This is a genomic window from Alteromonas sp. H02 (genome assembly GCF_059682525.1).
The window spans coordinates 4040905-4063381 of the sequence record NZ_CM185021.1; the positions used below are offsets into that span (position 1 = coordinate 4040905).

At 46.8% G+C, this 22477-nt stretch carries 18 protein-coding genes and 5 pseudogenes; 13 read left to right on the forward strand and 10 right to left on the reverse strand.

The genetic code is table 11. The annotated features are described in order from the left end of the window. Positions 1-42: 42 nt before the first annotated feature. The 4 genes from AC566Q_RS18765 to AC566Q_RS18780 all read right to left on the reverse strand — a co-directional run bounded on the left by AC566Q_RS18765 (position 43) and on the right by AC566Q_RS18780 (position 5082). Positions 43-1149: an NAD(P)-dependent alcohol dehydrogenase gene (locus tag AC566Q_RS18765; protein ID WP_499609331.1), complete on the reverse strand. Its 1107-nt coding sequence runs from the start codon at positions 1147-1149 to the stop codon at positions 43-45. 124 nt (positions 1150-1273) lie between these two features. Further along, positions 1274-2326 (reverse strand): 2Fe-2S iron-sulfur cluster-binding protein, encoded by a 1053-nt coding sequence (locus AC566Q_RS18770; protein ID WP_499609334.1) that lies wholly within the window; start codon positions 2324-2326, stop codon positions 1274-1276. Between the two features lie 100 nt (positions 2327-2426). After that, entirely contained in the window at positions 2427-3518 is a 1092-nt protein-coding gene (locus tag AC566Q_RS18775; RefSeq protein ID WP_499609336.1) for an alkane 1-monooxygenase, read from the reverse strand. Between the two features lie 94 nt (positions 3519-3612). After that, on the reverse strand, positions 3613-5082 hold the full coding sequence (locus AC566Q_RS18780) for a benzaldehyde dehydrogenase (protein ID WP_499609339.1): 1470 nt from the start codon (positions 5080-5082) through the stop codon (positions 3613-3615). 786 nt (positions 5083-5868) lie between these two features. On the opposite strand from AC566Q_RS18780, the gene AC566Q_RS18785 reads away from it, so the two are divergent. The 5 genes and pseudogenes from AC566Q_RS18785 to tnpC (AC566Q_RS18805) form a co-directional block, all read left to right on the forward strand. Beyond that, a complete protein-coding gene (locus AC566Q_RS18785) occupies positions 5869-6819 on the forward strand; it encodes an IS5 family transposase (protein ID WP_499609342.1) in 951 nt (316 codons plus the stop codon). 364 nt (positions 6820-7183) lie between these two features. Continuing rightward, positions 7184-7717 (forward strand): annotated as a pseudogene (locus tag AC566Q_RS18790) (ISAs1 family transposase); the annotation flags it as partial. Positions 7718-7792: 75 nt separating this feature from the next. Next, on the forward strand, positions 7793-8110 hold the full coding sequence (gene tnpA, locus AC566Q_RS18795; protein WP_499609344.1) for an IS66 family insertion sequence element accessory protein TnpA: 318 nt from the start codon (positions 7793-7795) through the stop codon (positions 8108-8110). Next, entirely contained in the window at positions 8107-8457 is a 351-nt protein-coding gene (tnpB, locus tag AC566Q_RS18800) for an IS66 family insertion sequence element accessory protein TnpB (RefSeq protein WP_297290798.1), read from the forward strand. The genes tnpA and tnpB overlap by 4 nt, the downstream gene beginning before the upstream one ends. A 137-nt stretch (positions 8458-8594) precedes the next feature. Then, positions 8595-9497, forward strand: a pseudogene (gene tnpC / locus AC566Q_RS18805) (IS66 family transposase); the annotation flags it as partial. Between the two features lie 103 nt (positions 9498-9600). On the opposite strand, the gene ltrA reads toward tnpC (AC566Q_RS18805), so the two are convergent. After that, the gene (gene ltrA / locus AC566Q_RS18810; RefSeq protein ID WP_499609347.1) at positions 9601-10890 is read right to left on the reverse strand and encodes a group II intron reverse transcriptase/maturase; all 1290 of its coding nucleotides are present in this window, start codon (positions 10888-10890) and stop codon (positions 9601-9603) included. A 607-nt stretch (positions 10891-11497) separates the two neighbouring features. On the opposite strand from ltrA, the pseudogene tnpC (AC566Q_RS18815) reads away from it, so the two are divergent. After that, a pseudogene (tnpC, locus tag AC566Q_RS18815) lies at positions 11498-12055 on the forward strand (IS66 family transposase); the annotation flags it as partial. Between the two features lie 23 nt (positions 12056-12078). Continuing rightward, a pseudogene (locus tag AC566Q_RS18820) lies at positions 12079-12633 on the forward strand (ISAs1 family transposase); the annotation flags it as partial. 126 nt (positions 12634-12759) lie between these two features. Here the strand turns inward: AC566Q_RS18820 and AC566Q_RS18825 are convergent. After that, positions 12760-13906: pseudogene (locus tag AC566Q_RS18825) on the reverse strand (ISAs1 family transposase). Between the two features lie 246 nt (positions 13907-14152). On the opposite strand from AC566Q_RS18825, the gene AC566Q_RS18830 reads away from it, so the two are divergent. Together AC566Q_RS18830 and AC566Q_RS18835 are read left to right on the forward strand one after the other, a co-directional pair. Next, on the forward strand, positions 14153-15136 hold the full coding sequence (locus AC566Q_RS18830; RefSeq protein WP_499609350.1) for an IS1595 family transposase: 984 nt from the start codon (positions 14153-14155) through the stop codon (positions 15134-15136). 45 nt (positions 15137-15181) lie between these two features. Beyond that, positions 15182-16171 (forward strand): AraC family transcriptional regulator, encoded by a 990-nt coding sequence (locus AC566Q_RS18835; protein WP_499609353.1) that lies wholly within the window; start codon positions 15182-15184, stop codon positions 16169-16171. A 20-nt stretch (positions 16172-16191) separates the two neighbouring features. Here the strand turns inward: AC566Q_RS18835 and AC566Q_RS18840 are convergent, their stop codons facing one another. From AC566Q_RS18840 to AC566Q_RS18850, 3 genes are all read right to left on the reverse strand, one after another. Then, positions 16192-17541, reverse strand: coding sequence for an IS1634 family transposase (locus AC566Q_RS18840; RefSeq protein WP_499609356.1), 1350 nt, complete (start codon positions 17539-17541; stop codon positions 16192-16194). Between the two features lie 64 nt (positions 17542-17605). Then, complete coding sequence (locus AC566Q_RS18845; RefSeq protein WP_296046497.1) at positions 17606-17875, reverse strand: CHASE domain-containing protein; 270 nt, start codon at positions 17873-17875, stop codon at positions 17606-17608. Continuing rightward, on the reverse strand, positions 17857-18207 hold the full coding sequence (locus tag AC566Q_RS18850) for a hypothetical protein (RefSeq protein ID WP_296046428.1): 351 nt from the start codon (positions 18205-18207) through the stop codon (positions 17857-17859). The genes AC566Q_RS18845 and AC566Q_RS18850 overlap by 19 nt, the downstream gene beginning before the upstream one ends. 351 nt (positions 18208-18558) lie before the next feature. Between AC566Q_RS18850 and AC566Q_RS18855 the strand changes: the two genes are divergently transcribed. From AC566Q_RS18855 to AC566Q_RS18870, 4 genes are read left to right on the forward strand one after another with little or no spacing between them, the layout of a single operon-like run. Then, complete coding sequence (locus AC566Q_RS18855) at positions 18559-18894, forward strand: ketosteroid isomerase-related protein (RefSeq protein WP_499609359.1); 336 nt, start codon at positions 18559-18561, stop codon at positions 18892-18894. 19 nt (positions 18895-18913) lie between these two features. Next, entirely contained in the window at positions 18914-19210 is a 297-nt protein-coding gene (locus tag AC566Q_RS18860; protein WP_296046432.1) for a hypothetical protein, read from the forward strand. Then, entirely contained in the window at positions 19207-19410 is a 204-nt protein-coding gene (locus AC566Q_RS18865; protein ID WP_296046434.1) for a hypothetical protein, read from the forward strand. Before AC566Q_RS18860 ends, AC566Q_RS18865 begins: the two co-directional genes overlap by 4 nt. 8 nt (positions 19411-19418) lie before the next feature. Beyond that, positions 19419-20294, forward strand: coding sequence for a carbon-nitrogen hydrolase family protein (locus AC566Q_RS18870; protein WP_296046436.1), 876 nt, complete (start codon positions 19419-19421; stop codon positions 20292-20294). A 28-nt stretch (positions 20295-20322) separates the two neighbouring features. Here AC566Q_RS18870 and AC566Q_RS18875 read toward each other — a convergent pair whose 3' ends face one another. After that, positions 20323-22302, reverse strand: a complete 1980-nt coding sequence (locus AC566Q_RS18875; protein WP_296046439.1) for a class I adenylate cyclase domain-containing protein — start codon at positions 22300-22302, stop codon at positions 20323-20325. Positions 22303-22477: the final 175 nt, after the last annotated feature.

Sequence of the window (22477 nt, forward strand, 5' to 3'; positions counted from 1 at the left end):
ATTTAATTCCGATTATTTATTTCCCTCAAAAATACTCTGCTATTAGGAAGAAATACGTATAACCGGCTTAAGTGTTATTCCCTTTTCCGAATCCTCTGCCGCCTGATTAATCTGATCAAATGAATAGAACTTTATCAATTTATCGAATGGAAACTTCCCTTGACGATATAGCTCAATCAATCTTGGAATAAAAATATCCGAAGTAGATTGCCCCTCAATGATACCTCTAATCTTACGATTAAATAGTAAAAAATTAATATCAACGGGAATGGTAGTCCCCATAGGTGGCGCCCCAACAATACCAATCTCACCACCTATAGTGGAACTGAGAATCGCCTGCTCAAGAACGGATGGCAAACCGCTTGTTTCGAGCGCATATGGAACACCATCACCAGCACAGATTTCTTTAATCCTCTCAACTGGATCAGAACTTGCTGCATTAATCACGTGCGTCGCCCCCAACTCACTGGCCAATTTGAGGCGATTCTCTTTGACATCAACAGCGATAATTGTTGTACAACCCGCCACAACGGCCCCCATAATAGCCGAAAGACCTACAGCCCCGGCACCAAAAATTGCAATAGATGAGCCTGCTGAAGGATTAAGCGCGTTAAGGACGGATCCTGCACCAGTTTGGATACCACAACCAAGAGGACCAAGAACCTCAAGCGGTACGTCCTTTGTAACCTTCACTGTGTTGCGTTCGTAAGCCAGCGAATAGGTCGCAAAGGAAGATTGTCCAAAAAAACTAGATCCTACTTCCGATCCATCGTGTCCATGAATAGTGCATTCGCCTGAAACTGATCGTCCCATAAAATTAGGAACGAACGAATTAGTACAACTGGTTGGATCACCGGATAAACAAGCTTCACAACGTCCACATGTATAAAAAGTCAAAACAACATGATCACCTGGCTGAACTTTTTTAACTTGAGAGCCTACTTTCTCAACTACGCCAGCCCCCTCGTGCCCAAAAACCATCGGCAGCGGTACAGGATAGTGCTGATCACGACAAACGAGATCTGTATGACACAACCCGGTCGCAACCAGTCGAACTAATATTTGATCTTCCGCAGGCTCATTAAGTATCACATCCTCAAGAATGAACGGTCCTTTTTCTTGACGTACAACTGCTGCTTTTATTTTCATTTTTGTCTCCGTTTTTGATTCGTTACACAATTTAAAAATAGCTATTATTACTCGCTAGGCTCAATAAGTTTGTTCTTCGAATGAGCTTAACCAAAAAAGAAATTCTATTCCTTCACTCCCGGCATTATTGCGTGGTTGCAGAGGTTCGGTTATAAAAACGATCTGCATATATAGATCCTTGCGCCACATCAAGTCGAAGAAGTTCGGCTTCAGCAGCATCAACCATCGGTGGTGGCCCGCAGAGATATGCTTCACACGACTGTCCCTGCAGGTACTCTTGAAAATATTCAGTCACCATGCCTCTCTTTCCTTTCCAGGAAGACGTTGCTGGTTCTTCGGACAACACTGGAATAAGCTCAAAGTTTCCTCCCCAATCCGCTTGAAGCGCTTGCATTTCTTCAATGCAAAATAAATCACGCTGCTGCCGCACCCCAAAAAATAAGAAAACATCACGCTCACGTTGGGTTCCGGTCATGCTCTCCAAAATGCATTTAATGGGAGCGAGCCCAGTTCCTCCAGCCACACATACCATTACGTCAGGACTCTCATTCAACCCAAACTGTCCATACGGGCCTCGCAACGTAACGGTTGTCCCAGTTCTATCACCACCAAATAACCAACCACTGAATAAGCCTCCTGGGACGTGGCGGACTTGAAAGTTCAGGCTACCGTCCGCTTGAGCAGGAGTCGAAAACGAATAGCTTCTTACAACCGACAGTTCTGCAAATTCAATATCAGCATACTGACCAGGATTAAAAGTTAATATTTTTTCTGGCTTTAGAGTCAATCCAATTACATCATGCGCCAGATGTTTTTGTTCACTAATCACGGCTGTCGTCTCTTTAGGAACAATGGCCTTTCCGAGTTTGGCATCCAGTTCAATTTCAAGGTCTTCTTTAGGTATACACTGGCATCCCAACCGATATCCAGATTGATATAAACCACCACTTAGCCCCATAGCAGATGATGTCAGTTCGCTTACCTTCCCCGAGATTAGTTTAAATTTACACGCACCGCAGCTTCCGACTTTACACTCATGTGGAAACGCCAGTCCTTGATGCTGTGCACTTTCCAGAATTGTCTGCCCTCGTGAAACTTTAAATTGCACACCTTGTCCTCCCACGGAAACAGTAAATTCCGCTGGAGGACTAAATAGCCCAATGATTTTCTTAAGCATAATCAAGTATCCATCATTAAAATTTTGTGGTCTTTACTTGTGTAAACTCCAGAACGACACTTTTTATGCCAGCTTTTATGGCAGTAGTTTAATGTAGTCATCAATCTGCCTGCGGTATCCACTGTGACCATCCGACTTTTTTATTAGCCTCAACGGCCAACTTTCGCTCACCGGGGGTGGCATAGTGCAGATCCCAATCCTTCAATTTCGGCTTTGCAATGAGATTCTCCCAAAGAGGCGGAACAAGTCCAAGCAGAAAGCACAGGAAGAGTGAGGGCATCTGAGGAGCCTCCTTTTCCGGGCGCAAATCATAGAACCGTATATAGCCGTCAATGTGATGGTTAATATGGTTCGTGATCTCACATCCCAGCGGGCGTACTATCATTCCCATGTGATTCCAAGCGTGGTGTAAGGTAATAGGCTGACCGATTTCGCGTATTAACCCATAGTGCTGAAAATAATTGAATCCCTCAACAAGCCCTTTCGCAATCAGCATTGAAATAATTGTAACTAGCCCCGCATCCGCCCCTCCAAAATAAGTTACCACGGCAGGCAGAGCGATCAGAAGCATGACTTGCTGATACGTTTTGTTAGACAAATGCCACGCCGACTTTCCTTTTCGACGCAAGGTCTCAGCTTCAATTTTTACTGCATCTTTGTAGGAACCAACAGTTGCACTGACCACGAAACTGTACATTGTCTGACCGCGGTATGGTGTGTCACTATCAAGCGGTGTATTGAGCTCGAGATGATGCGTGTTGACGTGCGCCATATCTCGGTTTGGATCACCATAGAATGTTGCTAACAATTGTGCCATTCTTCGCGGCAGCCAATGTCGCCGGTGCATCAATTCATGCGAAACCGGAAGCGTAGGTACTCCACTAAGCCAAGCCAAAGAAAGAATGCTTCCCCAAAATAGCATGGGTTCACCAAGGTCGATCAGGCCTTCCCTCACGCCGAAAATAAAAAACCCATACATAGCAATCATTAATGGTAAATGCAGGTATTGAGTAAGGTCTGCAAAAAAAGAACTTACCTTTCTCTCTGAAAAATCCTTGGGCAAAACGATATCTAGCACCATCAGCACGGGATAGGTTGCAGCCCCGAGCCAAACCCAATTTCCGCCATAATAAAACCCCAATACCCCACAGCCAGTCACTAGTGGAATCAGGTAGTAACGAATAGTATCCATATTATTTTCCTTCTCTAATTATCTATTTTAATTACAAATAGTTCGAAAATATAAACCATCAAGGAAATCATTAAAATTAATCTATCTAGTTAAATCAAAATGGGTAAGTAGCAGGCTTCTCAACCATGCTGACCCATTGAGACTGAGTAAATGCATCAATGCTTGCAAGCCCGCCAAACCTTCCACTGCTGCCTGAGGCTCCCATGCCTCCAAAAGGAACATGTGGCTCACAGTTTATCGGCTGGTCATTGATATGAACCATCCCTGTCTTTAAGTTCCTCGCAATCTCCAGACCCGCCGCCAAGTTACTAGTGTGAATAGACGCAGCCAAGCCATACTCCGAGCTGTTTGCCAATCCAATAGCCTCCTCTACGCTGTCAACAATTGTGATTGGTGCCACTGGACCGAAAGTTTCCAACTCAAAAATATCCATTTTCGGCGTTACGTTCATGAGGACGGTAGCTTGGTAGTAGCGATCCTGATAGGTACCTCCGGCCAAGATCTTTGCGCCAGCCTTTTGCGCAGATTTTACGAGCGCATGGACGTGCGCCACTTGTTTATCGTTGATAAGAGGACCGAGGTGTACTTGATCCGTTTTCGGATCTCCAACCACCAAATTCCCAGCACGCAGCGCAAGCTTCTCTGCGTATTCTTGAGCAATATCACGATGAACGAGGTGGCGCCCGGCGGCCATGCACACCTGACCTTGGTGGAGGAACGTACCCCATGCTGCACAACTAGCGGCCCCATCAAGATCTGCATCAGGCAAAATGATGTGCACATTATTTCCACCTAGTTCAAGCGCAACCTTTTTCAGCATTCTCCCGCACTTCTCTCCAATTGACCGGCCCACTTCAGTTGATCCAGTAAATGATATCATGTCGATGCCCGGATTCGTCACCATTGATTCGCCTGCTTCTGCCCCTCCAGGAAGGACATGAATAACGCCATCTGGTATACCAGCCTCGGAGAAAATCTCAGCAATGAGCGCGCCTCCAGTGACCGCAGTCTGAGGGTCGGGTTTTAGAATTACTGCATTCCCCAACACCAACGCTGGCGCTACCGAGCGCATCGCCAGAAACAGTGGGAAGTTCCACGGAGCAATCACGCCGACCACGCCAACAGGAACTCGATGACAAAGGTTCAGGCGCCCTGCAACAGTCGATGGCAATGTCGTACCGTCAGGCAAAAAAGCTAGGCTCGCAGCCTGATGCATTTGTTCATATGTAATCCCGACCTCCCACAAGCCTTTCTGCCGAATCGCGCCACATTCCCGCACATTCCAATCGGCGAACTCATTTTCGCGCTCTTTCATTTTTTCCGCTGCCTTTCGGACAATCTCAGCTCTTTCACTAAAAGGTCTTGCAGCCCACTCCTTTTGAGCTCGCTTGGCTGACTGCGCAGCAGTTTCGACATCTTCACCATTTGCAATGCCCACGACGCCAAGCAGAACTCCATTAGATGGATCGGTAACGTCAGAGACACCACCTCGCGCTTCTACCCATCCAGAGCTGAACACTTTTCCAGACCAAGTAGGTACTTCTTTTTTTCTTTCTTGCTCCATAACTCTTCTCCTCGACATAAAACAGTTCTTTTTATTCATTTATTTCGTCCCCACCTAATACATTTGGTAATGGCAGTAAGCGGAGTAATATAACCCACCAGCGCCTAGCCTTATAATCAGGTAGCACCCAGAACTAATTTGTAACTGATCGCCAGAATTTCCCTCCCTGCTTCCATGCGCCGGACAAGCTTTCAGTATACGCCTCGACTCAAACAACCCAGGTCCATCGGCGATTCCCTGCCAGTCATATCTAGGGCTTTATCTTTGCTGTATGAATTTTGGCCTAATTGAAGCATCTTAATCGCGGAACAGTCCTGAAACATAGTTGTTCTAGGTTAATGGGCTGTAATAAAGAGTAAAATGCTTTCATGATTCCACCTCCAGGCAGCCTTTGTCGCGCATTTATGCTACATCATGAATTGTTCGTGTAGATGACTACACTTCACAACCCTTTTCTTGCGTAATTTCACGACAATTCTCTGCAAAAATTGACAGGCTCTAGGGTGTTTTTCGTGTAGCCTTCAATAATGCTGCCTTCTTTTGCCATTGGTTTCCTTACAAGTTAGTTTTTACTAATTAAGTTATTTTTTGTTAATGTAGTGTAAGTCCCGGGTAATTACTATCCTTACAGTGCATTAAATATCCATATTGCGCAACGTTGATATTTGTGAATGTACAATACTATCATAGGCTTCCAGAGCAAAAGCCTGAACTGTTCCCTAGAGTCTGTATATGGTCTCCAATGTGAGATCATGGCAGTACAGTAAATCACAGCCCTTACCGCCCATGAGCCAACAGTTAACTTTTGCCGATAGTGAGTTTTCCAGCAAGCGCCGTCAGACTCGTAAAGAGATATTCTTATCCAGAATGGATAACCTGCTGCCGTGGTCTCAACTGCTGGATGTGATTGAACCCTTTTATCCTAAAGCAGGTAATGGCAGACGTCCGTATCCACTGGAAACCATGTTCCGCATTCATTGTATGCAGCAATGGTATAGCCTCGGTGATGAAGCCATGGAAGACGCGCTGTACGAGATTGCTTCAATGCGTCAGTTTGCGCAACTGTCACTGGATAAAGCCATTCCTGACCGCACTACCATTATGAACTTCCGGCACTTGCTGGAAAAACACAAGCTGACTCGCCAATTATTCAAAACGGTCAACCAATGGCTGTCGGAGTGCGGTGTGATGATGACGCAGGGAACACTGGTGGATGCGACGATTATTGAAGCACCCAGCTCCACCAAGAATAAAAAGAATGAGCGTGACCCGGATATGCACCAGACCAAAAAAGGTAATGAATGGCACTTCGGCATGAAAGCCCATATAGGAGTGGATGCCAAGAGTGGCCTGACGCATACGCTGGTGACCACTGCCGCCAACGAACATGACCTGAATCAGATGAAGAACCTGTTGCATGGCGATGAGGAATTCATCTCTGGCGATGCTGGATATCAAGGCGCAGAGAAGCGTGAAGAACTTAAAGAAAAGGATGTGGAATGGCTGATTGCTGAGCGTCCCGGAAAGGTTCGGGCACTGAAAAAGCATCCCCGCAAAAACAAAACTGCCATCAACATCGAATATTTAAAAGCCAGCATCCGAGCAAAAGTTGAACACCCGTTTCGCATCATCAAATGCCAATTTGGTTTTATCAAAGCTCGCTATAAGGGATTGATAAAAAATGACTCACAGTTAGCCATGCTATTCACCTTGGCAAACCTGTTTAGAGTAGACTAGATGTTAAGGCGACAGCCAAGATCTGTCTGAAATCCGGGAATATCCCGGAATTAGGTCGAAATCCGGCCTAAAACGGCAGTATATTGGCCAAAATTGAGAATTTAGCGTTCAAAAATTAGACGGTGAATGCAAAGGCTGGTTCAAGAACTAAATTGCAGGACTTATTCGCAGTTTCCTTAGCACATTTAATAACATAGCTTGCATCTTATGATATTATTGACATGACTAAATCAACGCTTAGTTAATAAGTAAAAGGCCAGGGTGAGATTGTGAATATTTATTAACCAGTTGGCGGAAACTAAACGATCAGTTTGACGATCCGGTTTAGTCGTGATCTTATACTCTCTTTTTGGGGAGTAAAACCATGTATATCGAAGCCTTCACCACCCACTTTGGGGAATTATCTGACACGCGTCAATCAGCAAAAGTGACCTATCCACTTGAGGATATTTTGTTTATCACCTTATGTGGTGTCGTCGCTGGAGCCGAAGGGTGGAGCGATATCCGGGACTATGCCGACGGTCATATTGGCTGGTTCCAACAACATGGTTACTTGCGCGATGGCGTCCCCGTTGATGACACTATTGCCCGTACCATTTCGCGTCTCGACCCAGAGCAGTTTAGAGCTTGCTTTATCAACTGGATGCAGGCTGTACATGAAAGCACCGAAGGACAATTGATTGCGATTGACGGTAAAACGCTGCGAAGCTCCTACCAGCGCGGTGACCGCCAATCAACGATACACATGGTCAACGCGTTTGCCTGCACCAATAAAGTCGTTTTAGGTCAGGTTAAAACCTCAGAGAAGTCGAACGAAATTACAGCAATCCCTGAGCTTATTCAGTTACTTGATGTTCAGGACACCTTGGTAGCAATTGATGCTATGGGCTGCCAGACCGTGAGCGTCCAGTGATCTCCACATTCAAATACTGAAATAGCTACGGCATGGTGTCCTTTTCAAAAGGAGTATGCCATGCGACACCCTCAACGTAGCCAGCAAGAATGGCGACAATTATTCAAACAGCAACAACAGAGTGGCCTGTCGGCTGTCGAATTCTGCCAACAACAACATATCAATATCCAAACCTTTTATGCCCGGCGCAGTGATATTCGCTTGCAACATAGGCAAAGCAAGTTTGTTCAGGTGAAACGCGAAGTCACCACGGTTGAATCCCGAGAGTGTGCAACGGCCGAACAGATAACACTGGATTATGGCGCGGGACAATTCAGTTTACCCATTACCGTACAACCGCATTGGGTAGCGGCGTTGATGAAGGCGCTTAACGAATGAAGATGTTCGTCGAGCCTGCTGATATCTATCTGTACATGGACATTGTCGATTTCCGTAAATCCATCAACGGACTGATTGTGGTGGTTGAGCAACAGATGCAGCTTAGTCCGTTTAGGGATGCCCTGTTTGTCTTCTGTAATAAAAAGCGCGATAAAGTCAAAATCCTCTATTGGGATAAAACTGGCTTCGCGCTGTGGTACAAACGCCTCGAAAAGCACCGCTTTAAATGGCCAAATGATGCTGATTTGCAGCACATGCATCTGAGCGAACAGCAGTTGCAATGGCTGTTATCCGGCTATGATGTGATAGGCCATCAGCCCTTACATTACACTGCTTCCGGCTTATAACCGGTGATCATAAGCAGCGATTATCGATCACGAAATAATCTGAATAATGGCATGTAATCAGTCAGTTATTGCGTAATACTAGAGCAATGAATATTGATATCGAGAACCTCCCCGACGACCCGGCAACACTGAAAAAGATGTTGTCGCAGATGGTATCGCGTTATCAATACCTGGAAGAGCAGTTCCGCATTGCTCAGCATAAACAGTTCGGTAAAAGTACTGAAGGCCACCCTGGGCAGGGTGAGTTGTTTAATGAGGCCGAAGAGCTGGTTGCTGATGTTGAAACACCCGAGCAGGAAGCCATAAGTTATACGCGCAATAAACCTAAGCGTAAACCATTGCCCAGTGATTTACCCCGCGAGGTTATCGTTCACGATATCCCGGAAGCAGACAAAACCTGTGACTGCTGCGCCAGCGAGTTGCACTGCATCGGCGAAGATAAGTCTGAGAAGTTACAGTTTATCCCGGCTCAGGTGAAAGTGATTGAGCATGTACGTCTGAAGTATGCGTGCCGTACCTGCGACAAAGACGGTACTAGCAACACTATCAAACAAGCGCCGGTGCCACACAGTGTTATCCCCAAAGGGTATGCCACGCCCAGCCTGTTAAGCCAAATCATCACCAGCAAATACCAGTTTGGTCTGCCATTGTACCGTCAGGAAGCCATGTTTAAACAACACGGTATCGAGCTTAGCCGCAAAACCATGGCTGACTGGATAATCCACTGTGCTGAGTTGTTTAAACCGCTCTATGACCAGCTTCATCAACATCTGCTACAGCAACCGGTTATCCAGGCGGATGAAACCACGCTGAAGGTGGTCGATGCGGATAAATCGACGAGCTATATGTGGTTATATGCCACGGGGGCAGATTCGCCAGCAGGCAAGATACCGGGCACGGCTATCCCGAACATCGTCCTGTATGACTACCACAATAGTCGGGCCGGGCAATGTGCGGTGGACTTCCTTGCTGGTTACAACGGTTATCTGCAAGTAGATGGTTACGTTGGCTACGAACAAACTCAGGCCACCTTAGTCGGTTTCCGAGTAGATGAGGACATTACTGCCCTCACCCCTCACAGACCCGGACGAGCGCAATTAACGCATCCGGTTCTTCATAACAGTTTATTCGCTGCGTAGCGCATTAAACATAACGATGATAGATCCTTGGAATCGCCAATGGGAAGCGTTTAAGCATTAGCGTGAATCGTACCCAAGGAATGTAACTTTTCCTAGAACGGCGACCTAGCCACTTATGCCATAGACGCTCCACTTTATGGTGGAGACGTTTAAGTGATTTTATGTTTCCAGTGATCCCAAAGTAGACAAAGTGTCCCACTAGCCTTCGATTTAACCATTCCCACTGCAAATCCAGCGGTTTATGGCGCATCTTTTGGCACAGCACATTAAATGCCTTTAGTGTTCGAGCGAGCCTATTCTTCGCTGTCTTTTGACAAACAACAAAGTGACCACGTCGAGACCGCCCCCAGTAATGGGTAAAGCCTAGAAAATCAAAATTAACGCACTTACCGCGTTGGATATTCGTTTTTCGATACCGAAATCGAAAATCTACGCGGCGAGTTTTGTCAGGGTGCAGTGTCAGTCCATAACGCGTAAAGCGTTTGGTTAAGACTTGTTGAACACGATAACAATCCTCGTAATGTTCAAACACCATAACAAAATCGTCCGCAAACCGAGTCAAACTTGAACGCCCAAGCATGCGAGCTTTAACCGAATTGGCAAACCATTCATCCAATACATAGTGCAAATATATATTTGCTAGCAAAGGAGAAATAACACCGCCTTGTGGCGTCCCGATTACAGACTTCTTTAGTTTACTCCCATCCATCACACCGGCTTTTAGCCATTTGTCTATCATTTTACGAATAACGCCATCCGTCACTCGTTGGTCTAAAAAGTTTCTCAACTGAGTATGTTCAATAGTATCGAAATACTGCTGTATATCCACGTCTAGTACCCACTTACCCCCGTCATCCATGATGTGATTACGAAGACTTTGTAGCGCTTGGTGCGCAGAGTAGCCCGGTCGAAAACCAAATGAACAATCATAGAACGTCTGTTCGTATATTGGCTCCAGTAGCATTACAACGGCACGTTGAACAAGCTTGTCTTCAAATGTGGGGATCCCAAGTGGACGCAACTTACCATCGCCCTTGGGAATATACACGCGACGAATAGCAGGCGCTCGATAGCGTCCAGACTTGACTCTTTCAAGCAATGATTGCAGATTTGCATCCAAGTGCTGTTCATAGTCACGTGCTGTTTCACCATCTATGCCGACTGCACCATCTTTACGCGTGAGCCTATACGCTTCATATAGCCATTCAATATTCAGTAGATGATTGAGTGATGTGAACACGAGTTTCGGTTTCTCTTTAGCCAATTTGGCTATCTGTTGTTGTTTCGTTGACACAATCATCGGTTTCTGTGCACCTCTATGTTTCCCATCAACAGTTAAAAAGTTATGGTGCGCCCTTTCCTCGTTAGGGTCCTCCTGAGCAGAGTTCCCCCAAGTCAACAGTACTATGGCGCACTAAGACTTCCAGCATCTACTACCTAATCACTTATGGATTCGCTTTTAAGCTCCTGAGCGCGCTTCCTGTTCGCTCTGTCTGATTGGAAGCCATTATCAGACAGCCCGGCTTTGTTAATAGCTAGAGCCAAACGCTTAATAATACTCAGGTCAATACTGGATCTCACAGGTTCCTGAGAATTCCATCCTGTACCTTTGCCCCGGCCATAGATCCCGGTCGGACAATACATCTCTTACCATTACGATATGTACTGTACTGACCCCATTCCCAACAAAATGAAGCCTCCAACGTGAACATGATATCGAGACTCCATCCCGCGGCTTTAGTACCTGCTGCCTACGCTTCACGAATAACGTTGCCGTCACCCATGCAAGACTCGCTTCCGGCTAGTGGTTAGCTTTTACCGGGAGGGAGTTGAACCCTCTGGAATTCAACGAATAATTTTGGTTACAACATAATTACCTCCTTTATTCTCAGGCTTAGCCTGTCGGTTGCTGGGCCCATGCCCGTCGTAAGTTTATGGAAGCTAAAAAAGGGGCGGGAAATAAAGGCAGTGGCAAAGCCGACTGGGCCCTGAACCATATCCAAAAGCTCTACCGTATCGAAACCCAGATAAAAGATAGCTCAGCAGAACAACGATATACCACACGGCAGGAAAAGTGTCTGCCATTACTGGACCAACTCCATACCTGGCTAACCAAATCAGCACAACAAGTACTGCCCAAAACAAAACTGGGTGAAGCGATACAGTATTGCTTGAACCAATGGCATAAGTTGGTTCGATACACACTAGACGGCCAGCTCAGCATTGATAACAACCGTGCAGAGCGAGCAATAAAACCGTTCGTCATTGGCAGGAAAAACTGGCTGTTCAGCCAGACAACTACCGGCGCAAACGCCAGTGCCATCCTCTACAGCATCATCGAAACCGCCAAGGCCAATAACCTCAACGTGTTCGAATATGTGATGAAAAGTCTGGAGTTGCTGAGCCAACCGGAAGCCGATGTCGACCCACTACTACCATGGCAGGTTGCTAAAGACTAGGTGGGATCACCGGACGGATACGCCAGACCAGCATCGCAGAGCAAATAGTCGAGCAAGGTGGTGATTACCTGTTCACACTCAAAAGCAATCAGGGCAAGTTCTGTAAAGCAGTCGAGGATGCGTTTACTGAGACACGGGAAGCACCACTTGGTGGCTTAACCTTCGAGCAAAAGCGGGGTCGCATAGAAGCCCGGACATACCATGTGTTAAGTGCTGATGAGGTGAGCAAAGCGTTCCCGCAATGGCCTGAGTTAAAGACGCTTGGCATGAGCATGAGCTTCCGCCAACAACAAGGCAAAGCACCTGAACTGACGTATCGCTACCATATCAGCTCCGCACCATTAAGTGAGAAGCAACTAGCCGAAGCAGTACGTTCTCACTGGGCTGTAGAGAACAGCTTACATTGGGTACTGGATGTCAGCATGGGTGAAGACGACTGCCAGATACACCAGAATCACGGTGCCGAAAACTGGTCGATGCTACGCCATTTAGCGCTAAACATGTTGCGGGCAGAGTCATCAAAAGGCAGCATACCCGCCAAGCAAAAACGGGCTTGGATGAAAGCCAGCTATCTGTAAGCTGTGCTAACTGCGGGTTTTAGTGGCATGATTAATTAGTTAGCACTCATGCGGTTGCCCTGAGTAAAAGGCTAGTTAACAACTTGAGAGAATTCAACCTCTTTTTTGGTTCATCGAGGCTCGAAGTCACGGCCAGCGCATTTTAATTATAGATTCTAACAGGGTTTCACGATATTCATCGTTATAAGCGGCCATTTTCCGTTTTTTGTTTTAAACTTGCTTTCTCTGTTTCATCCTGACGGTAGAGCTTCATCGCTATTTTTCTGAGGACATTGAATATCATAGGCCCGGTACCTTTACGTATTCTGGACTCGACCTCCCTGAAGGTCATATCCAACATCCAGTGCATGCTCTCCACCTGCCAGTGACTTCGTACTGCATGAAGCGATTGTGTGGCATTTAACGGTAATGAGCTAATGTAGTAACGGATTTCTGAGGTCACTTTGCCAGTTTGTTTTTCTTCTATTTCACTACTGATTTTAATGAGCGTATTGAGCCCTTTCCAACGATAAGCTTTATCTATCCATTTCGTATCAATCACTAACTGTTCACACGTACGCGTCTCAATACGTCCATGACCGCTGTCTATATGTTGGTCGCGTTGATAATTTTTTTCGGTCAAACCGTCCCGACGACATTTGTGCCACCAGGCTTCAAGTTCTGCCTGCATACCTGAATGGTTCCCTTTTAAGGCCAATAAGTAATCCGCTTTGGCTTGAACAATCTGTTGAGCAATCGCTTGCTGACATCCCATTGCATCCAACTTAATGATACAGTTCTCAATATTTAACAGACTTAATAGTTCCGGGATAGCGGTTATCTCATTACTTTTCTCGCTGACAGCCTTTTGCCCTGGCACCAGCTGATGTGAACAGCACCAAGCGCTCACCGAATGTAGGGGATTACGCCGCTGGCGAGTATCAAAGGAACGTCTCGCGGTTTTGCCATCAATCGCTATGACGTCACAATCAGTGACATCAATAAGCCCGTTTATCCACTTATGGAAGGCTTGTCCTATCTCATCAGCTTTGAGTCGGCACAGTAACCGGGCGATAGTGTCATGTCTGGGGATACCCGAGACAAAAGGACGAAACTGACGTAACCAGTCCAGTTTTCGTTTACCAAACATCTCAATATCTTCCCAGCCTTCAGCGCCTGCGACCACTGCACTCAAGGTGAGAAATAAAACACCAAGTAAATCGTACATCTTACATCGTTCTATACGCGGATCAACAATATGTTCGCAGCTTGAAATGAAAGTAGGTTGTTTCATCATTCGTTCTCAGATTAGATATTTTGCCTGGTCTGATCATCAACTACGCCATAAGTTCAAATTAAAACGATCTTGCCGTGACTTCGAGCCTCGATGAACCAAAAAAGAGGTTGAATTCTCCCAAGTTATTAACTAATCTATTACTCATTATTAACTAATCTATTACTCATTATTAGCTAATGTATTGGTTATGTTCTGCTAAATTGTTGCTACACTGTATATGAATACAGTCATTGAGAATTGATCATGCTCCCAGCACAATTTACAAAGCTTATAGCCGAGTTAGAACACTTAACAGATAGTCAAACCCGTTATGTTGAGAAGCTGCTGAAAGGCACTGATAGCGTCTCACAGTTGATAACAGAGCTTGAGGAGCGGATGGTTGAAAACCCTGAATGCCCGCAGTGTCATAGCTCACTGCTCAACCGGCACGGGAAGGTAAACAAGATGCAGCGTTATTGTTGCAAGAACTGCGGCAAAACCTTTGTAGCGACAACGGCGACACCGCTAGCTCGACTGAGGTACAAAGAGCTTTGGTTAGAATATATTCGCTGTATGCTGGACAGTAAGCCATTGCGTAAATGTGCCGAAGAATGTGGCCTCCACCTTGAAACATCGTTCAGGTGGCGGCACCGATTCTTGGCACTACCATCAGCACTGAATGCGAGCAAATTAGAAGGCATTATCGAAGCAGACGAAACACTTTTTCCCTACTCAGAGAAAGGCTCAAAACGGATGACTCGTCAGCCCCGTAAAAGAGGGGTGAAAGCGAAAAAACGAGGACGTTCAAAGGATGATTGGGTGCCAGTTTTAACGGTCAGAGACCGAGCTAAGAGTACGTATGAAGCCGTTGTGCCAAGTGTTACATCGGAAGCTTTGCATCAGGAGCTAGCAGGAAAATTAGAGAAAGACAGTGTGTTGTGTAGTGATGGCTATAAGCCCTACATAGCTCTTTCTGAGAAAAATGATTTAATACACAAGCGCTTAGATGTGGCGGGAGGTGTTAAGGTGATAGACAAAGTCTCTCATATTCAAAATGTTAACGCCTATCACAGTCGTCTGAAAGCGTGGATAAAACGGTTTGACGGAGTCGCCACAAAATACCTAGAACACTACCTTGGTTGGTTCAGGTTTATGGATACTCCAGAAAACCTTAACGGAAACAGGCTCTTTTCGATTCAACAACAGTTAATCCGAACATTGCCAATCTATTACTTATCTTATTATTAATAAGCGTTGATTTAGTCATGTCAATAATATCATAAGGTGCAAGCTATGTTTTTAAATGTGCCAAGTAATTTATTAAGTGTGCTAAGTAATTCCGTGATTTTTGCTCAGGCAGACCCGTTTGAGGTATCCGAATACCTCAAGTGTCATGTCGGACACCATGTACTGGAACCTGCAGATAGTACATGCAATCGCACACAAGCCGCTTTTCTTAATCATCGTAATTTTGCTGACTGCAACGTATCATTCATCAGCTACGGTGAACAGGTGAATATTCGTTGTTTCGAACCTCGAGATGTCTACCACTTTCAGTTTGTGGTCCGAGGTGAATGTCGTTGGCGTTTCCAAGACAAGAACATTCGGATGCTGCCTGGTCAAGCTCTTATGGTTAATGCCCATGATGAAGTGTCGCTAAGTTATTCTGATGATTGTGAAAAAGTTATTATTGCAGTGCCTCAAGCGCTGATCAATGAAATATGCTTTGATAAGGAAGGCTCATTGTCTCTTGAAAGGATTATTTTTTCATCTGAGATTATAGACTTGAGTGGATCAATATGTTTCATGAAGTTGCTAGATGCGCTGTTAACTGAGGCCGAAGACAGCGAGTTGTTGGGTTTGGAGCATGTGGAGCGGCTCTACTGTGAAATTCTGATCCGCAAGCTGCTGCAACAGTTCAGCAACAATGCTACCTCAAAGCGTGACCTACACACCATTGCTCGCAGTTATTCCAAAATTTTGGCTTACATTGAAGCCAATATCCGCGCCGACCTGAGCGTTGAAGAGCTGGCGCAGGTGGGAAATGTAAGTAAGCGCACCATCTACAACCTGTTTGCCAAGTATTCCAGTATGACGCCGAAGCTATTCATCAAGAAAGCCAAGCTGCGAAGCCTGCATAAAGAGCTAACTGGTGGCAAGGCTATTCGGAATGTGACGGAAGTCGCTTTGAACTACGGTTTTACTCATCTTGGGCGTTTTTCATCCGACTATCGTAAGATGTTTGGTGAGCTGCCGTCGGAAACGTTTCGGCGCAGGCGTTGAACCTACATTCCGCACTAAATTTAGGAATAAATTTGCCTGTAACGTTCGCCTAGCACAGCCAGTATGGTTTGCTGCCGTTCTTGCAGGTTAACAATGATGGGCGGTGCGTCGCCTACGCGCAGTTCATGCAAGCCGCTAAAGCACAGGAATACCCAACGCGCTGTCGGAGACTGTGTTGGTTTACGTTTCATGTCGGGTATGCTGACGTTGTTGGCCTTTAGTCCTTGGCGAATGCGATGCTTTAGCGCAGCGTATATCATCAGGCTACAGGTCATGACCATGAGTAAGGCCTCTATCCGCTCAGGCTTTTTAAGAAACAACGCTGACGTTAGGAATTCAGGACTCTTTAGAAACCGGAAACCGCGCTCGACCCGTTGTTGCGATTTGTATAAATCGAGCGTGCGCTGCATATCAATGTCGTTATCATTCGTCGCGAGGATAAAGACGCCGCTACGTAGATGACGCTCTTCCGTTTGGGTCAGACAACTGACAGCGTGACCTTGCCATTGATATTCTATGTGCGAGGGCATTTGGTCTGCACTGGGGCGGCCTCGACCGCCATACACAAGACAGGCCTCGCAGGTCATGCTTTCCAAGCGCAATAACGTCAATGATGACATAAACTCCTCTAGCGCTTGCTTGGCATCCTGCTCACAGGCAAAGCGTTTCTTGCAGAATTTCTGAAAGCGCTTCAACTCTGCCATGCTGTATTTCGTCAAGTGTTTTTCTACCGTGTGTTGTTCGCGGTGCGTCGCCTGCTCGCTTTTCAGTAACAACCAACGTTGTGGCACGCCAGCATAGGTGGAGCTCACACATCTTCCCGAATACCCGTTATCTAATGCGGTCAGCGCCTGCGTATGAAGCCCTTGCACATGGGCCTTCGCCTCACTCAGCATCAGTGGCACCCGCGTGATAAACCGTTGCCCCTGACGGTGCAAATCGCGCAGCGTATCACTGGCGTACAATGCCGCGTCTGCCACCAGATAGCGATTATCGTGCGCTTCCTTCATCCCTAGCTTCTTCACGACACGTGCCGCAAGAATTTCATACAACACCGACACATCGGTGGCATAGAGCGCATCCAAGCAACGTCCTAAGGCATCATCATTGAGATGTTCGGGCAATACACCTTCACCAATCAACCGCTCTGTCGGCTTGTCCGCAAAAAAGTCAGGAAACATGTGCAGCGTGCGGCTGTGGAAACATAACCAGTTGATAATCATCGCTACTAAAGCCTGCCCATGAGTGACATGATGGTCGTTCGATTTAGGAATGATGGCATCAATGCAGGCTTGGATTTGCAGCTCTTGGCACATGCCTGCGACTAAACCCAAGTGGTCGAGATTCTTGATGGCGTGGGTGGTGGTCATAAGTCTCTGCTCAAAAAGCAGTAATAGATCAAAACCACCGATCGCTGTCAAGCTTCTTTAAATACTATTTTTGGTGCGGAATGACGGTAATAGGCGCCGTTAACTGGGTAGAATTCGATTTTGCGGCTTTCTCTGCAGAGCGACGTCGCATGGTTTCAGAGCCAATATCGAGCCCGATAGCCTGTAGGTTTGCGTGCTCAGGCATTATGTACTGGATGATAAAATAACTGTTGGTATGAGGTGTTAATGTGCGAAGTTCAAATTGTTTATCCGGCCTGTCCAGCCCGGTCATGGCGATAAATTCGGCAAAGTCTGTTACCTCGACTCTGCGGATAAAGCCAAATCCCCAGGCGCCCGGGTATTGCTGACTGTAATTCTGGCATAGGTTTGTACGTAATCGTAATTCAGGTTATCTATACCCACTGCCACAATCGATGTTTTTAAGCTCGACAGCCCGTACGCATAAAGTGATACGCGATCATTTACCGCTTCGCTGATTTGCGCTAGGCGCTGCTCAAGGGCTTCGGTGATCAGTTGACCTCGCTGCGTTTCGTAACTTTTACCCACTTCGGTGGCATAGAGGTAGCCGATAACCAAAACAATCAGTGGTAACCACACAGACTTGCTGATGCTGCTCTGGATGGATGCACGCCTTAAGTCTTTCACCGACATCAATTTACACTCAACAAATTAAATACTTAGAATGCACCAGTATACAAAATCAGTCCTGTTAATATGCACCGCCCACCCATTTAGTATACAAGCGATCAGAATCCGTGCATAAAAAAGCACACACCTAATCGAAATCGTGAACTTCACAGCTGTCAGAACTGGCTGACCATTGAACCTGCGACATAAATCGGTCGATCACCGCCGACGGGTATTTAAACTCTTACTCCAGCGGACTATCATTCACTTCTTAGCTATTTTGGAAGGATATTTTTTGGTGAGTCAGGCAACTGTTAAGTTACTTCAGGATTACTACGCTGCTTTTAATAAGCAGGTTTGGACACCTTTTTGTCGCTGCTCACTGATGATGTTATTCATGACATCAATCAGGGCGCTCGCGAAGTGGGTAAAGATGCGTTTGTAGCGTTTATGGAGCGCATGAACAAAAACTACAAAGAAACCATTGTAGATATTGAAGTAATGACCAATACCGCGGGCGATCGCGCTGCAGTAGAGTTCACCGTATTAGGCGAATACCTGGCCACCGATGAAGGATTACCCGAAGCCAACGGGCAGACTTATAAACTGCCCGCTGGTGCGTTTTTTGATATTCGTGATGGCAAGGTTGCTCGGGTAACCAACTATTACAACCTGGAAGACTGGATAGCACAGGTTTCGGCCTGATTGCTAAACAACACTCATTATGCTTACTTTTAAATGTTTATCCGATGCAGCCCTACATCAATATATAGATGAACTCTCCCAACTGCGCATGCAGGTGTTTCGCGACTTTCCCTATTTATATGATGGCGATGCCGCATACGAAGCCCGTTATCTGAGCACCTATATTGAAGCGCCCGACAGTATTATTGTGCTGGCATTCGATGGCGCTAAAGCCGTAGGCGCGTCTACCGGCGTACCGCTGAAACATGAAACGGCGGAAGTAAAGCTGCCTTTTTTGAATACCGTGAGGCGCACGCCAAAGCCATCGCCGGAATGACTCACTCATGCTTTTGTGCGGTTCAGCGCCCAGCCGATCACCCGGCCCGCCCGGCAGATTTTCAGCCACTTGATACATTCTGGCAGCATCGCGGCTATCACAAATGTGCCGACCTGACGACCACCTTCAGTTGGAAGGAAGTGGGGGAGTCTGAGGAGTCTGCCAAACCCATGACATTCTGGATGAAAGCACTCACTTAGGGGTAGTAATGCATACATTTAAACTGGCCTCGGCTCAGTATGACATCGGTTTTTTTGAACACTGGGATGAGTTTGCCACAAAGCTTGATGACTGGGTAAGCCGTGCGGCCAGACAAGGTGCCAGGCTGCTGGTTTTTCCTGAGTATGGCAGTATGGAGCTCACCTCCCTGTTTGGTGAAGCGGTGTATAGTGATTTAGCTAAGCAACTGCACGCTATGCAAAGCCTGTTGCCCCGTTGGGCTGCCCTGCATAAATCGTTAGCGGCTCAATACGACGTGCATATTCTGGCCAGTTCTTTTCCTACCGCGCAGGAGGATGGCAGTTTTGTAAATCGCGCCAACCTGTTCGGCCCTGAGGGCCTGCTCGGCTATCAGGATAAGCTCATCATGACCCGGTTTGAGAACGAACAATGGCACATCAGCCCGGGCACCGACATTAAAGTAATTGATACAACACTTGGCCGTATCGGCATTCACATTTGTTACGACTCAGAATTTCCCATGATCGCCAACCATCAGGTAACGGCAGGCGCCGATTTGTTGCTGGTACCCAGTTGCACCGATACCCAGGCGGGTTTTCATCGCGTACGCATCGGTTGTCAGGCGCGCGCATTGGAAAATCAATGTTATGTGGTTCAGTCTCCCACGGTTGGCGATGCCAGTTGGTCACCAGCCGTCGACGCCAACACTGGCCGCGCCAGTGTTTATAGCCCGGTTGATTATGGTTTTCCGGCAAACGGTATTTTAGCCGAGGGGGAAAACAGCGATCCAGCCTGGGTGTATGCCACCGTAGACCTGGGGGAAATCGCCCGTATTCGCAATGAGGGGCAGGTATTTAATTACCGCGACTGGCCCAAACAATTTGATTTAAAGGCCCCCCGGTAAAAAGCAAATCAACGGTACTATTACAGGGCTACCAATAATTGAGCAACTCAAAATCCTGTTCTGCGGCATCGATGAAAGCCTGATAAATCCGTTTGCGCTGCGAACTTTCTGGCACAAAAATGTAGCAAGGCGGGCGGGGAACAGACTCCTGCAACTCAAACCACAACTTATCCAACGATTCTTTTCCGGGCACCACGTAAGTCTCACCCCATGTGGTGGTATAGATAACGGTCACTTCATCCACGGTAGGCTTGAGACGGCTGGAGGTAAAATTGACCACTGCCATACAGGCCTTTATTTGCATCGGGCTTAACAGGGCTTCCCGTGGAATGGCATTCACCCGCACCGGGCCAAAGATCTTGCCAAAATGCTTGATCAGGGCATGAATGTCGCTGTCGGTAACCGGATCAGTATCGTAATCCAGCAACACTGTGGTGCTGATATCGATAACGCGATTACACACGCACCACAAAATGAGTCTGACTGGCGATTCGGCCACACTAATGCGGGCTTTTTCCTGGTTCTTACCAAGCACGCCGAGCTGATCGTCATAATAGGCAGCCCAGACCTGCTGACCATTTTTACGCCGGTGCTGTTTAATGGTAATCACAGGGCAAAATACTTTGTCGTCAAAGCCGATGCGTAAAAATTCCAGCTTGTGCTCTTTTTTTGAATAAAACGTATCGAGGCGGCGGCCCAATACGGCCATGTCTTCACGACTGACCGACTGATTATCCATTTGCAGCTGAGAGGACATGCGCCGGTAGCAATAAATTAAGAAACGGTGAATTTTACGGCTCAGTTGGACTAACTCGGTGAGCGACCAGTTATGGGAATTATCCAGATGGCGGATCTGACTTTTGGTCCACCCCCACTGTTTAACCAGGCCAGCAATTATTCGCCGTTTAAAGGTAATATCACTCTCAGCCACGGGCTGGCTGAGCTGGCAATTGCACTTAATATAAAGGCACTGCTGTAGCAGCAACACGGTTTCCGGTTCGTTGACCGCCTGATAATGGCTCAGCAGCTGATCAAACATCAGAGCGTAGGGATCGATATTGGCCACGTTGCCCGGCGCTTCATCGCCGTGATGAACCCGTTTTTTCAGCAGGTTACACAACGGCTGCTCTTGCTCCAGATTCTCCAGAAACACTTCCAGCTTGGCCATTTTTAAAACTGATTTAAATGGCGAATCGATAGCTTTACCCAACTGCCAGATTGCCGCGCCAAACAATTCCTTGATATCCAGCTTGTCGAGATGGCCCAGATCCATGAACCAGTTGGGATCCGGTGAGCCGCCCTCTTCCAGGGCGTTCAGCAGGGAGTAATACTGCTGTTCGGTAGTAGCGTCGGGCGTTAACCACCAGAATGGCGCCTTACCCGCCACCACGATATTGGTGGTATAAAATTCGGATTTTAAGAACACGGCCTGAGCCGATCCGGCACTTTCGCCTTCGGCTACGCCAAAATCATTGTTTCTGACTTTGTCGATATCCGACAGGAAAAAATGCACTTCGATGTCGTAGCAGCTCATCGCCCAGTCTTCAACGGTGTTGAGTTTGCGCTGCATAGCCGCTAAAGACGCTTCGCTCAGTTTATTGCCGTCTACACAAACCCAGTAATCAAAGTCAGACTTCTCCGATTGCGCGATGGTGCCAATACTGCCCATTAACACCAAAGCGTCGATGGCTCGCTGGCGGGGCCAGACAGACTTGATGTCGTCAAATAAGTCATGATGCTGAGGAAAAATAGTAAACAACGCATCTTTTATTTCGTCACGAAAACTGAAGTTATTAAGGCCATAAAAGAGCTCTGCATCGGCATCGACATAACCGGGAAGATCAGGATGATTAACGTGCAATAAAAATGGGATGACATGAAACAATGGCCGGCGCTCTGGCGGCAATAACGCCTGTGCCCGCTCGATACGGGCCTTGTTATAGCGTAGCACCCGCAGTAATCGAATGGTCAGGTTTTGCTGAATTGTAAGCGACGGCTGTGAACTCATTGCACCACATTTATCCTTAAATACTCGTTAAAGGATAGTCATTTTATTTCAGACTGCAGTACTCTGCCGAAATAATCTGATTCAAACTCAGTTCTTTAGACTGAGATTTTCACTCTGTTATACCTTGCCCGTTTAACTGACGCCAGCGCTACCGGCAGAATTATTGATTCAAATC

What these genes read in the sequence shown, in the direction of transcription:
- AC566Q_RS18765 (WP_499609331.1), bottom strand. Translation starts at nt 1,149, where the DNA reads ATGAAAATAAAAGCAGCAGTTGTACGTCAAGAAAAAGGACCGTTCATT.
- AC566Q_RS18770 (WP_499609334.1), bottom strand. Translation starts at nt 2,326, where the DNA reads ATGCTTAAGAAAATCATTGGGCTATTTAGTCCTCCAGCGGAATTTACT.
- AC566Q_RS18775 (WP_499609336.1), bottom strand. Translation starts at nt 3,518, where the DNA reads ATGGATACTATTCGTTACTACCTGATTCCACTAGTGACTGGCTGTGGG.
- AC566Q_RS18780 (WP_499609339.1), bottom strand. Translation starts at nt 5,082, where the DNA reads ATGGAGCAAGAAAGAAAAAAAGAAGTACCTACTTGGTCTGGAAAAGTG.
- AC566Q_RS18785 (WP_499609342.1), top strand. Translation starts at nt 5,869, where the DNA reads ATGAGCCAACAGTTAACTTTTGCCGATAGTGAGTTTTCCAGCAAGCGC.
- tnpA (WP_499609344.1), top strand. Translation starts at nt 7,793, where the DNA reads ATGCGACACCCTCAACGTAGCCAGCAAGAATGGCGACAATTATTCAAA.
- tnpB (WP_297290798.1), top strand. Translation starts at nt 8,107, where the DNA reads ATGAAGATGTTCGTCGAGCCTGCTGATATCTATCTGTACATGGACATT.
- AC566Q_RS18830 (WP_499609350.1), top strand. Translation starts at nt 14,153, where the DNA reads ATGCTCCCAGCACAATTTACAAAGCTTATAGCCGAGTTAGAACACTTA.
- AC566Q_RS18835 (WP_499609353.1), top strand. Translation starts at nt 15,182, where the DNA reads ATGTTTTTAAATGTGCCAAGTAATTTATTAAGTGTGCTAAGTAATTCC.
- AC566Q_RS18840 (WP_499609356.1), bottom strand. Translation starts at nt 17,541, where the DNA reads ATGACCACCACCCACGCCATCAAGAATCTCGACCACTTGGGTTTAGTC.
- AC566Q_RS18860 (WP_296046432.1), top strand. Translation starts at nt 18,914, where the DNA reads ATGCTTACTTTTAAATGTTTATCCGATGCAGCCCTACATCAATATATA.
- AC566Q_RS18865 (WP_296046434.1), top strand. Translation starts at nt 19,207, where the DNA reads ATGACTCACTCATGCTTTTGTGCGGTTCAGCGCCCAGCCGATCACCCG.
- AC566Q_RS18870 (WP_296046436.1), top strand. Translation starts at nt 19,419, where the DNA reads ATGCATACATTTAAACTGGCCTCGGCTCAGTATGACATCGGTTTTTTT.
- AC566Q_RS18875 (WP_296046439.1), bottom strand. Translation starts at nt 22,302, where the DNA reads ATGAGTTCACAGCCGTCGCTTACAATTCAGCAAAACCTGACCATTCGA.